The organism is Rhizobium sp. CCGE 510 (genome assembly GCF_000292525.1).
Taxonomy (GTDB): Bacteria; Pseudomonadota; Alphaproteobacteria; order Rhizobiales; family Rhizobiaceae; genus Rhizobium.
Genome location: NZ_AEYF01000044.1, coordinates 746,323 through 758,716 on the forward strand (window position 1 = coordinate 746,323; position 12,394 = coordinate 758,716).

Sequence of the window (12,394 nt, forward strand, 5' to 3'; positions counted from 1 at the left end):
CATGAAATTGCGAGGAGCGCACCGCTTGTCGGACATGACAAACGCAGACAACGAACTTGAGCCGCGGCTGATTACCGAAACCGGACTCGACCAGCGTCTTGCCGATATCATCGAACCCGTCCTCGTCGGCATCGGCTTCCGGCTGATCCGCGTCCGTATGCTGAACCAGAACGGCGTGACGATGCAGGTGATGGCCGAACGCAACGACGGGACGATGACGGTTCAGGACTGCGAAGAAGTCTCGATGGCGATTTCTCCTGTCCTCGATGTGGAAGATCCGGTCGATAAAGAGTATCATCTCGAAGTGTCTTCGCCCGGCATCGACCGTCCGATGGTGCGGAAATCCGATTTTGTCCGCTGGCAGGGCCACCTTGTGAAATGCGAGACGTCGATCTTGATCGACAATCGCAAGCGCTTCCGCGGCAAGATCGTCGAAGCAGGCGTCGATGGCTTCACGCTCGAGCGTGACCAGGTCGCTTACGGGGAAGAACAGAAGGTCATCATTCCCTTCTCGGCGCTTAGCGATGCGAAGCTCATTCTGACCGACGACCTGATCCGCGACGCGTTGCGCGCCGACAAGCTGGCGAAAGCCCAGGCAGCCAACCAGAACGAAGCGGACGACCAGGAATAACCGATCAACAGACCGCTACAGGGACGGGAACCCTGGAGTAAAGACGGAGAAACAAGACAATGGCAGTCAGTGCGAACCGGCTCGAACTTCTGCAGATCGCAGATGCAGTGGCGCGCGAAAAGGTCATCGACCGCGAGATCGTGCTGGCCGCAATGGCCGACGCCATCCAGAAGGCGGCACGCTCCCGTTACGGCACCGAGTCCAACATTCGGGCCGATATCAATCCGAAGACCGGCGAAATCCGTCTTCAGCGCCTGCTCGAAGTCGTCGACAAGGCTGAGGATTATTCGACGCAGATCCCGCTGGAGCTTGCTCGCGACCGCAATCCGGACGCCGCACTTGGCGATTTCATCGCCGATCCGCTGCCGCCGATGGATTTTGGCCGTATCGCCGCACAGTCCGCCAAGCAGGTGATCGTGCAGAAGGTGCGTGAAGCCGAGCGCGACCGCCAGTTCGACGAATTCAAGGATCGCGTCGGCGAAATCGTCAACGGCACTGTCAAGCGCGTCGAATATGGCAATGTCATCGTCGATCTCGGCCGTGGCGAAGGCATCATCCGCCGCGACGAAATGATCCCGCGCGAAAACGTCCGCTACGGCGATCGTGTCCGTGCCTATGTCTATGATGTCCGTCGCGAGCAGCGCGGCCCGCAGATTTTCCTGTCGCGTACTCACCCGCAGTTCATGGTGAAGCTATTCACCATGGAAGTGCCCGAGATTTACGACGGCATCATCCAGGTGAAGTCGGTCGCCCGCGATCCGGGTTCGCGCGCCAAGATCGCCGTGATCTCGAACGATAGTTCGATCGATCCGGTCGGCGCCTGCGTCGGTATGCGCGGTTCGCGCGTTCAGGCCGTCGTCGGCGAACTCCAGGGCGAGAAGATCGACATCATCCCGTGGAGCCAAGACCCGGCGACTTTCGTCGTCAATGCCCTGCAGCCGGCCGAAGTCGCCAAGGTCGTTCTCGACGAGGATGCCGAGCGTATCGAAGTCGTCGTTCCCGATGAGCAGCTGTCGCTTGCGATCGGCCGCCGCGGCCAGAACGTCCGCCTCGCCTCGCAGCTGACCGGCTGGGACATCGACATCATGACGGAGGCCGAGGAATCGGAACGCCGCCAGAAGGAATTCAACGAACGCACCAACCTGTTCATGGATTCGCTCGACGTCGACGAAATGGTCGGCCAGGTTCTGGCCTCCGAAGGTTTTGCCGCGGTCGAAGAACTGGCCTATGTCGATCTCGACGAGATCTCCTCGATCGACGGTTTCGACGAAGAGACGGCCCAGGAAATCCAGCAGCGTGCCCGCGAATTCCTCGAGCGTCTCGAAGCCGAGATGGACGAGAAGCGCAAGGCGCTCGGCGTTCAGGACGAGCTGCGCGAAATCGACGGCATCACCGCCCAGATGATGGTGGCGCTCGGCGAAGACGGCATCAAGTCGATCGAGGACTTTGCCGGTTGTGCCGCCGACGATCTCGTCGGCTGGACGGAACGCAAGAACGGCGAAACGAAGAAGTTCGAAGGCCTGTTCTCGAAGTTCGACGTCTCGCGCGTCGAGGCTGAACAAATGATCGTCCAGGCCCGCCTTTCGGCCGGCTGGATCACGCAAGAGGACCTGGCTAAGGGGACCGAAGAAGAGGTCATCGAAGCCGAAGCCGAACAGGAAGTATGATGACCGCGCATGAGCCGGACGCTCTCCCTGATGAGGACGACGATCTTGCAGGTTATGACGTGAACGGACGCATGTGCATCGTGACGCGCGAAAGCGGATCGCCGGAAGAGCTGATCCGCTTCGTTGCCGCTCCCGATGGAACTATTGTCGCCGACCTGAAGCGCGAGCTTCCGGGACGCGGATGCTGGGTGAAGATCGACCGGTCGCTGGTCGACAGGGCAGTGGCGAAGAAACTCTTCGCCCGTGCGCTGAAAATGGATGTGAAGGCGGCAGACGATCTCGGCGCGAGCGTCGATCGGCTGCTTTCGGCGCAATTGATGCAGATGATGAACATGGGGCGGAAAGCCGGTCAGTTCGTCAGCGGGTCCTCGAAAGTGGATGCCGCAGTCAGAAGCGGAGCAGCGCTTGCGGTGTTCCATGCGACTGATGCAGCGGACGACGGCGTCCGGAAAATCGACCAGGCCCGCAAGGCCTGGCACCTCGGAATGGAGACCGAGGAGGAGATACCTTCCTTCCGTCTCTTCTCGGAGAGCGAAATGGAAGGCCTGATGGGCCAGAATGCTTTTATCCATGCCGCAGTGCTTGCAGGGCAGGCGGGTGAGGGTGTAGTGAAGCGCGCAAAGATGCTCGAACAGTACCGTATTGGCGGTCAGTCCCGGGCAGCGGGCGGCGCTGGCCGGCAAAAACAATGAGGCGGTCACCGGCATCGGCCGGTCGCATCTTCATTGATCGACAGTATTGAACGACAGGGTCTGATCTAGTCATCGCTCCCTGTCCGAAGGAACGGGAACGAATGACCGATAGTAACGACGACAAGACAATCAGCGTGACGGGCAAAAAGACGCTTACCCTGAAACCATCGGGGATGAGCCAGGGCACCGTTCGCCAGGATATGGGTCGAGGCCGCACCAAGGCGGTCGTCGTCGAGACCCGCAAGCGGCGCCCGATGCGCCCGGAAGACGAAAAGCCGATCACACCTGCCGCTCCGGTGGTCGCTGTGCGTGCTGCCGAACCGGCGCCCGCGCCTGTGCAGGCGCGCCCGCAGCAGCCGGCACCGGCACCGCGGATCCAGCAGGGCAACAACAGCCAGACGAACCAACGTCCGCAGCAGTCCCACCAGACGCCGCGCCAGAACGATCGTCCGCGCCCGGTGGTGCTGAACCATCTGTCGCCTGAAGAGATGGACGCCCGCCGCCGTGCGCTTGCCGACGCCCAGGCGCGTGACGCACAGGATGCGATCCGCCGCGCCGAGGACGAAAAGCGCCGTGCCGCCGAAGAGGTTGTCCGCAAGGCAGCCGAAGCGGAAGAAGCTGCCCTCAGGGCCGCTGAAGAGGCGACGCGCCAGGCCGAGGCACCCGCCGCCATTACTGAACCAGCAGCCGCCGCACCGGCTCCGGCCGAAGCACGCGCCGACGCCCCGCAGCAACCCGCACCGTCGGCACCTGCCGCGCGCCGGCCCGATGCGGCTGGAGCACCGGCTGCTGCCCGTCCGGCAGCGGGCGCTGCTGTTCCCGGCGCCGTTCGCGGCCGTCGCGACGAAAAGGAAGAAGAAGATCGGGGTGCCGCGCGCGGCGCTCCGGTCCGTGGCCGTGTCGTTCGCCCTGAACCGGCAAAGCCGGTCACGACGCGTCCGAAGACGGATGAAGAACGCCGTCGCGGCAAGCTGACGATCTCCACGGCCAACGTTGACGGTGACGACAATGCCCGCGGACGTTCGCTCTCGGCGATGCGCCGCCGGCAGGAGAAATTCCGCCGCGGTCAGATGCAGGAAACCCGCGAGAAGATCTCCCGTGAGGTAGTTCTGCCCGAGACCATCACCATTCAGGAACTGTCGCAGCGCATGTCCGAACGCGCCGTCGACGTCATCAAGTACCTGATGAAGGAAGGCCAGATGATGAAGCCGGGCGACGTCATCGACGCCGACCTCGCCGAACTCATCGCCGGCGAATTCGGCCATACGGTCCGGCGCGTGTCGGAATCCGACGTCGAACTCGGCATCTTCAATGTGTCCGACGAGGACGGCGAACTGGTTTCGCGCCCGCCCGTCGTCACCATCATGGGCCATGTCGACCACGGCAAGACCTCACTGCTCGACGCCATCCGTCATGCCAACGTGGTTTCCGGCGAAGCCGGTGGCATCACGCAGCATATCGGCGCCTATCAGGTGGAGCAGAGCGGTCAGAAGATCACCTTCATTGATACGCCTGGCCACGCCGCCTTCACGGCAATGCGTGCCCGCGGTGCCCAGGCGACCGACATCGCGATCCTGGTCGTCGCAGCCGACGACAGCGTGATGCCGCAGACAATCGAATCGATCAACCACGCCAAGGCGGCCGGTGTTCCGATCATCGTTGCGATCAACAAGGTCGACAAGCACGAGGCTGATCCTCAGAGGGTCCGCAACCAGCTGCTGCAGCACGAAGTCTTCGTGGAATCCATGGGCGGTGAAGTGCTCGACGTCGAAGTTTCGGCCAAGACCGGCAAGAACCTCGACAAGCTGCTCGAGGCGATCCTGCTGCAGTCGGAAATTCTCGATCTCAAGGCTAACCCGAACCGGACTGCGGAAGGTACCGTCATCGAAGCCCAGCTCGATCGTGGCCGTGGTTCGGTCGCGACCGTGCTCGTCCAGAAGGGCACGCTGCGTCCGGGCCAGATCATCGTCGCCGGCGACGTCTGGGGCCGCGTGCGCGCCCTCGTCACCGACAAGGGCGACCATGTGAAGGAGGCAGGTCCCGCGACCCCGGTCGAGGTTCTTGGTCTGTCCGGCACGCCGCAGGCGGGCGACAAGTTCGCCGTCGTCGAAAGCGAAAGCCGCGCCCGCGAAATCTCGGAGTATCGTCAGCGTCTTGCCCGCGATAAGGCGGCTGCCCGCCAGTCGGGACAGCGCGGTTCGCTGGAACAGATGATGATGCAGCGCCAGAGCGCCGGCATCAAGGAGTTCCCGCTGGTTATCAAGGGCGACGTGCAGGGCTCGATCGAAGCCATTGCCGGCGCGCTGGAGAAGCTCGGTACCGACGAAGTCCGTGCCCGTATCGTCCATTCGGGCGCCGGCGGCATCACCGAGTCGGATATCTCGCTCGCCGAAGCGTCGAACGCGGCCATCATCGGCTTCAACGTTCGTGCAAATACGCAGGCTCGCCAGTTCGCCGAACGCGAAGGCATCGAAATCCGCTACTACAACATCATCTACGACCTGGTGGATGACGTGAAGGCAGCGATGTCGGGCTTGCTCTCTCCGGAACGGCGCGAAACCTTCATCGGCAATGCCGAAATCCTCGAAGTGTTCAACATCACCAAGGTCGGCAAGGTCGCAGGCTGCCGTGTCGTCGAAGGCAAGGTCGAACGCGGTGCGGGCGTCCGCCTCATCCGCAACGACGTCGTCGTTCACGAAGGCAAGCTCAAGACCCTCAAGCGCTTCAAGGACGAAGTATCCGAAGTGCCGATGGGTCAGGAATGCGGCATGGCCTTCGAGAACTACGAGGACATGCGCGCTGGCGACGTCATCGAGTGCTTCCGCGTCGAACATATCACGCGCACGCTCTAACCCGCTGAGCACGATATCAGCTTTCCGAAAGCCATTCGCCAGCCGGCGGATGGCTTTCGGGTATCTGCCGACTTGACCTTTTCGACCAAAAGAGTCATGGACGCTCTCCTTTGACGGGTTCGATTCCCAGCCGCATCGGCAAATAGAGATAACAATGACCAGATCGACTTCTTCCGCGCCTTCGCAGCGCATGCTGCGCGTTGGCGAACAGGTTCGCGCCGCGATCACCCAGGTGCTGCAGCGCGGCGAAGTGCGTGACGACATCATCGAAGCGACCGTGATCTCGATCTCGGAAGTGCGCATGTCAACCGACCTCAAGATCGCCACCGCCTATGTGACACCGCTCGGCGTTTCCGACCACAGCATCGTCATCGAGGCGTTGAACCGTAATGCGAGGTATATCCGCGGGCGCCTCGGGCAGCAGCTTCGGCAGATGAAATACATGCCGGAGGTGCGCTTCCGTGACGATACCAGCTTCGACAACTACAAAAAAATCGACGAGCTGCTGCGTTCGCCCGAAGTCCGACGCGACCTCGACGGCGATAATGACGAACAATAAACAGAAGAGACGCATGTCCAAACCACGCAAACCCAAGGGCCGGCCGATTTCCGGCTGGCTGATCCTCGACAAGCCGGTGGATTTCGGCTCGACGGAAGCCGTTTCCAAGATCAAGTGGCTCTACAAGGCGCAGAAGGCCGGTCATGCCGGCACGCTCGATCCGCTCGCCTCCGGCATGCTGCCGATCGCGCTCGGCGATGCGACCAAGACCGTTCCCTATGTGATGGACGGCCGCAAGATCTATGAATTTACGGTCAGTTGGGGCGAGGAACGGGCAACGGACGATCTCGAGGGCGAAGTGACCAAAAGCTCGGACACGCGCCCGAGCGAACAGCAGATCCGCGATATCCTGCCCAGCTATATCGGCACCATCAGCCAGGTGCCGCCGCAGTTTTCGGCGATCAAGATATCGGGTGAACGCGCCTATGATCTGGCGCGCGAAGGCGAAGTTGTCGAAATTCCCTCGCGCGAAGTCGATATCTTCCGGCTGACATTGCTCGCCTGCCCGGATGCCAATACCGCGCATTTCGAAGTCGAATGCGGCAAGGGTACCTATGTCAGGGCGCTTGCCCGCGATTTTGGCCGGGAGCTCGGCTGCTACGGCCACGTGTCCGGGCTGCGGCGCAGCTTTGTCGCGCCCTTCGCCGAAGAGGCCATGGTGCCGCTCGCAGACCTTGTGGCGCTGGAGGCGATCGAAGATATGGACGAGCGGCTTGCGGCCCTCGACGCGCTGCTGATCAACACCTGCGAGGCACTTTCCGCCCTTCCCCATCTCGTCATCAACGACGACCAGGCGCATCGGCTGAAGATGGGCAACCCGATCCTCGTGCGCGGCCGTGATGCGCCGGTTGCCGAAAGCGAGGCCTATGCGACGGCCCGCGGCCGGCTGATTGCGATCGGCGAGATCGGCGAGGGCGAGTTTCGCCCGAAGCGCGTTTTCGGCTGAGCTGTTTGTTCGTGACGGCGATTGCCAGTCGATAGCGATGCAATATCTTCCTTTCGGGTCATTGTGGCCCGAGGGGAAAATCATGCGCGCACTCACTGTTGGAATACTGACGTTCTTTTCGATGTTCCTGACCGTTGCCGGCGCTCAATCCGCCGAGCGCTGGGCCGAGCTCCCGGCCTTCCCTTCGATGCCCGTGCCGAAGACAAGCGGCATGGCCGATGTGAACGACATCAAGATGTACTACGCCGAATATGGTGAGGGCGACCCGATCCTCTTCATCCATGGCGGTCTTGGAAATGCCGAGGTCTGGGGTCATCAGATCGCCGATTTCGCCAGGGATCACCTGGTCATCGTTGCTGACAGCCGCGGGCATGGGCGCTCGACGCGCAGCCAGCAGCCTTTCGGCTACGATCTGATGACCTCAGACTATGTCGCGCTTCTCGACCATCTGAAGATCGGCAAGGTTACGCTTGTGGGATGGTCCGACGGTGGCATCATCGGCATCGACATGGCGATGAACCATCCGGAAAAGCTGACGCGCGTGATCGCCCAGGCGGCCAACGTCACCACCGACGGCGTAAAGCCAGATGTGATGAGCAACAAGACCTTCAACGACTACATCAACGTCGCCGGCGACTATTACCGGAAGCTGTCGCCGACACCGAACGAGTACGACGCCTTCGTCTCTCAGATCTCCGAGATGTGGGCGACACAGCCGAACTGGACGGCAGCCGACCTTGGAAGGATCACAGTGCCTGTGACGCTTGCCATCGGCGACCATGACGAGGCGGTGAAGCTCGACCATACCGAGATGATGGCAAAAGACATTCCGGGCGCAAGGCTCGTGATCCTGAAAAACGCCAGCCATTTCGCCATGCTGCAGGATCCCGAAGGTTACGATGCAATGATCCGGGAGGCCATGGCGGGCCGCTGAAAACCGCTGCGGGAGCTCCCCTCTTTCCATCGCTGCTTATTTGGTTTATAGGCAGCGCCAGCGTCAGGTTCGCCTGTTCGCATTCACGGCCAAAGCTGGACGACATCCCGGCTTTTGGCGACCTTTATCTCCTCTCTTAGAAAGGATCACCCGATGTCGATCACTGCTGAGCGCAAGTCTGCGCTGATCAAGGAATACGCAACCGTCGAAGGCGATACCGGTTCTCCGGAAGTCCAGGTCGCGATCCTGACCGAACGCATCAACAACCTGACCGGACACTTCAAGGACCACAAGAAGGATAACCATTCCCGCCGTGGCCTGTTGACGATGGTTTCGAGCCGCCGCTCGCTTCTTGATTATCTCAAGAAGAAGGATGAAGGCCGTTATTCCAAGCTGATTTCCAGCCTGGGTATCCGCCGCTAAGATTGTCCGGCGGGCGCTTTCCAAGTGCCCGCCGGATCTGTTTCGGGACATGGTTCCCGATGAAATGTTCCAGCCGCGCCCTATCTCCGAGCGGTGGAAAAGACCGGCGGACCCGGATGGGCCGGTTCTGCCAAACCAACCGTTGACCTGTCATGGGGCAGGATTGCCGGATGCTTTCGGCCAAGGCTTCTTGAGGCTTTGGCCTGGTTTTCCCACGGACCTCGGATTGCCGAGGAAACCGAGGACGAAAAGCCTCCCGTTGTCTTGCCCGTGATACGTCACATTGCTTGCGGTCGACTGTGCGCTGCGCCTTGATATCGGCGATGGCGCGTGCTCCCGCATTGAAGGACAAGACATGTTTAATACACACACAGTCGAAATCGAGTGGGCCGGCCGCCCGCTGAAGCTCGAAACCGGCAAGATCGCCCGTCAGGCCGACGGTGCGGTTCTCGCCACCTACGGCGAAACAGTCGTTCTCGCCACCGTCGTTTCGGCCAAGTCGCCGAAGCCCGGCCAGGACTTCTTTCCGCTCACCGTCAACTACCAGGAAAAGACCTACGCAGCCGGCAAGATCCCCGGCGGCTATTTCAAGCGCGAGGGACGTCCGAGCGAAAAGGAAACCTTGGTTTCCCGCCTGATCGACCGCCCGATCCGCCCGCTGTTCCCGGAAGGCTACAAGAACGACACGCAGGTCGTCGTCACCGTCGTTCAGCACGACCTTGAAAACGATCCCGACGTATTGTCGATGGTTGCTGCGTCTGCAGCGCTCACGCTCTCAGGCATTCCCTTCATGGGTCCGGTCGGCGGCGCGCGCGTCGGCTACATCAACGGCGAATACGTTCTTAACCCGCATCTCGACGAGATGGACGAGTCGAGCCTCGACCTCGTCGTCGCCGGCACCTACGACGCCGTGCTGATGGTTGAATCCGAAGCAAAGGAACTCAACGAAGAGGTCATGCTCGGTGCCGTCATGTTCGGCCACAAGGGCTTCCAGCCGGTTCTCGACGCGATCATCAAGCTCGCCGAAGTGGCCGCCAAGGAACCCCGCGACTTCCAGCCGGAAGACCACTCCGAACTCGAAGCCGAAATGCTGAAGCATTTCGAAGCCGAACTGCGCGAAGGCTACAAGATCACCCAGAAGGCTGATCGCTACGCTGCCGTCGACGCCGTCAAGGCGAAGGTCAAGGCTCACTTCTTCCCGGAAGGCGTCGAGCCGAAGTACAGCGCCGAAGTCATCGGCGCGGTCTTCAAGCATCTGCAGGCGAAAATCGTCCGCTGGAACATCCTCGACACCAAGAGCCGCATCGACGGCCGCGATCTGTCGACCGTTCGCCCGATCGTTTCGGAAGTCGGCCTGCTGCCGCGCACCCATGGTTCGGCACTGTTCACCCGCGGTGAGACGCAGGCGATCGTCGTTGCCACGCTCGGCACCGGCGAAGACGAGCAGTATGTCGACAGCCTGACGGGCATGTACAAGGAACGTTTCCTGCTCCATTACAACTTCCCTCCCTACTCGGTTGGCGAGACCGGCCGCATGGGCTCCCCGGGTCGCCGCGAAATCGGCCACGGCAAGCTCGCATGGCGCGCGATCCGTCCGATGCTGCCGACGCCCGAGCAGTTCCCCTACACGCTGCGCGTCGTCTCCGAGATCACCGAGTCGAATGGCTCGTCCTCGATGGCCACCGTTTGCGGCACCTCGCTCGCTCTGATGGACGCCGGCGTTCCGCTGGCAAAGCCGGTTGCCGGTATCGCCATGGGTCTGATCCTGGAAGGCGATCGCTTCGCCGTGCTCTCCGACATTCTCGGTGACGAAGACCACCTCGGCGACATGGACTTCAAGGTTGCAGGGACCGCCGACGGCATTACCTCGCTGCAGATGGACATCAAGATCGCCGGCATCACCGAAGAGATCATGAAGGTTGCCCTTGGCCAAGCTCAGGGCGGTCGCACCCACATCCTCGGCGAAATGTCCAAGGCCATCACCGAAAGCCGCGGCCAGCTCGGCGAGTTCGCTCCGCGCATCGAAGTCATGAACATCCCGGTCGACAAGATCCGTGAAGTCATCGGCTCCGGCGGCAAGGTCATTCGCGAAATCGTCGAAAAGACCGGCGCGAAGATCAACATCGAGGACGACGGCACCGTCAAGATCGCCTCCTCCTCCGGCAAGGAGATCGAAGCGGCCCGCAAGTGGATCCACTCGATCGTTGCCGAGCCCGAGATCGGCCAGGTCTACGAAGGTACGGTCGTCAAGACCGCCGACTTCGGCGCCTTCGTCAATTTCTTCGGCGCCCGCGACGGCCTCGTCCACATCTCGCAGCTTGCTTCCGAGCGTGTTGCGAAGACGCAGGACGTTGTCAAGGAAGGCGACAAGGTCTGGGTCAAGCTGCTCGGCTTCGACGAACGCGGCAAGGTTCGCCTGTCGATGAAGGTTGTCGACCAGGCCACCGGCCAGGAAATCCCGAACGAAAAGAAGAAGGAAGAAGCGGCCGAATAAGCCGCGCCTTCCAGATTTAATTCCGGGCGCGGGAATCTTCCGCGCCCTTTTTGTATCCTATAATCTGGCGCAATCTTTCCGATCGCCCGCCACACTTTAGGTTTCTGGTTTTGCGCATGTCGTGGCCGCAAAATCGCTCAACACTTTTGCGCGACATGCTTTAACGAGACGAGACCCATGAGCCGCGAGACCCTGAAGACACTGTTCCATCCCTTTGCCAGCGGCACAGTCGCAGCGCCCGGCGAGGGCGAGCGCGTGCTCTTCCTCGGCGCCGAGGCCGGCTTTGCGCTGCCGGAAGGCTTTGCCGCCTCGCTCAGCGCCGTTCAGGGCTTCCGGCCGCTCTATCGACAGTTGCTGGCGCAGCGGATCGACGCAAAGCCCGACATCGACGGCGAGGACTATGATGCCGCGCTGGTGCTCTGCACAAAGCACAAAGGCGAGAACGAGGCCAATCTCGCCGCGGCAATCGCCCGCACGCGGGTCGGCGGCCTGATCGTCGTTGCCGGCGCCAAGGAAGACGGCATCCAGCCGCTGCGCAAGCGCCTCGAAGGTTTCAACCTCGCAATCGACCATATGCCGAAATATCACGGTGTCGCCTTCTGGTTCGGCCGCCCTGCGGATGCCGGCGACATCGTCTCCAAGCTGGTAAAAGCGCCGGTGCGCGTCGACGGCCGATTCCATGCCACCGCCGGCATGTTCTCGCATGACCGGATCGATGCCGGATCGGAATTGCTCGCCTCGCGCCTGCCGCAGGATTTTACCGGCGACGTCGCGGATTTCGGCGCCGGATGGGGTTATCTCTCCGCTGAGATGGCGCAGAAGTCGCGTGGACTGACCCGCCTCGACCTCTACGAGGCCGATCACGCGGCTCTGGAGGCCGCGAGGGATAATCTGGCAGAGAACTGCCCGAAGGCGCCTGCACGCTTCTTCTGGCATGACCTGGCGGGCGAGCCGGTCAAGGACAAGTACGATCTCGTCATCATGAACCCGCCCTTCCACGAAGGGCATGCCGCCGATCCGGCGCTCGGCCAGGCAATGATCAAGACAGCCGCATCCGCGCTTCGCGGCGGCGGCCGTCTGCTGCTGGTGGCCAATCGTGGCCTGCCTTACGAGCCGGTTCTGGCGGCGAATTTCAAGGAAAGCGGCGAAACCTGCCGTAACGCCCGCTTCAAGGTTCTGTGGGCGAAGAAATAAGC

10 protein-coding genes are annotated in these 12,394 nt (G+C 61.7%); all 10 read left to right on the plus strand.

Going from position 1 to position 12,394, the window contains the following annotated elements; genetic code table 11:
• Positions 1–25: 25 nt before the first annotated feature.
• Entirely contained in the window at positions 26–631 is a 606-nt protein-coding gene (gene rimP, locus RCCGE510_RS23735) for a ribosome maturation factor RimP (protein ID WP_007634170.1), read from the plus strand.
• A 59-nt stretch (positions 632–690) separates the two neighbouring features.
• Entirely contained in the window at positions 691–2,298 is a 1,608-nt protein-coding gene (nusA, locus tag RCCGE510_RS23740) for a transcription termination factor NusA (protein WP_007634171.1), read from the plus strand.
• Entirely contained in the window at positions 2,295–2,990 is a 696-nt protein-coding gene (locus RCCGE510_RS23745) for an RNA-binding protein (protein WP_007634172.1), read from the plus strand. Before nusA ends, RCCGE510_RS23745 begins: the two co-directional genes overlap by 4 nt.
• A gap of 101 nt (positions 2,991–3,091) precedes the next feature.
• Positions 3,092–5,842: a translation initiation factor IF-2 gene (gene infB, locus RCCGE510_RS23750; RefSeq protein WP_007634173.1), complete on the plus strand. Its 2,751-nt coding sequence runs from the start codon at positions 3,092–3,094 to the stop codon at positions 5,840–5,842.
• Positions 5,843–5,996: 154 nt separating this feature from the next.
• Positions 5,997–6,401 (plus strand): 30S ribosome-binding factor RbfA, encoded by a 405-nt coding sequence (gene rbfA, locus RCCGE510_RS23755; protein ID WP_007634174.1) that lies wholly within the window; start codon positions 5,997–5,999, stop codon positions 6,399–6,401.
• Between the two features lie 13 nt (positions 6,402–6,414).
• On the plus strand, positions 6,415–7,347 hold the full coding sequence (gene truB / locus RCCGE510_RS23760) for a tRNA pseudouridine(55) synthase TruB (RefSeq protein ID WP_007634175.1): 933 nt from the start codon (positions 6,415–6,417) through the stop codon (positions 7,345–7,347).
• 82 nt (positions 7,348–7,429) lie between these two features.
• Complete coding sequence (locus tag RCCGE510_RS23765) at positions 7,430–8,281, plus strand: alpha/beta hydrolase (protein WP_007634176.1); 852 nt, start codon at positions 7,430–7,432, stop codon at positions 8,279–8,281.
• Between the two features lie 153 nt (positions 8,282–8,434).
• Entirely contained in the window at positions 8,435–8,704 is a 270-nt protein-coding gene (rpsO, locus tag RCCGE510_RS23770) for a 30S ribosomal protein S15 (RefSeq protein WP_007634179.1), read from the plus strand.
• Between the two features lie 355 nt (positions 8,705–9,059).
• Positions 9,060–11,198 (plus strand): polyribonucleotide nucleotidyltransferase, encoded by a 2,139-nt coding sequence (gene pnp, locus RCCGE510_RS23775; RefSeq protein ID WP_007634180.1) that lies wholly within the window; start codon positions 9,060–9,062, stop codon positions 11,196–11,198.
• Positions 11,199–11,375: 177 nt separating this feature from the next.
• Positions 11,376–12,392, plus strand: a complete 1,017-nt coding sequence (locus tag RCCGE510_RS23780; protein ID WP_007634181.1) for a class I SAM-dependent methyltransferase — start codon at positions 11,376–11,378, stop codon at positions 12,390–12,392.
• Positions 12,393–12,394 lie beyond the last annotated feature (2 nt).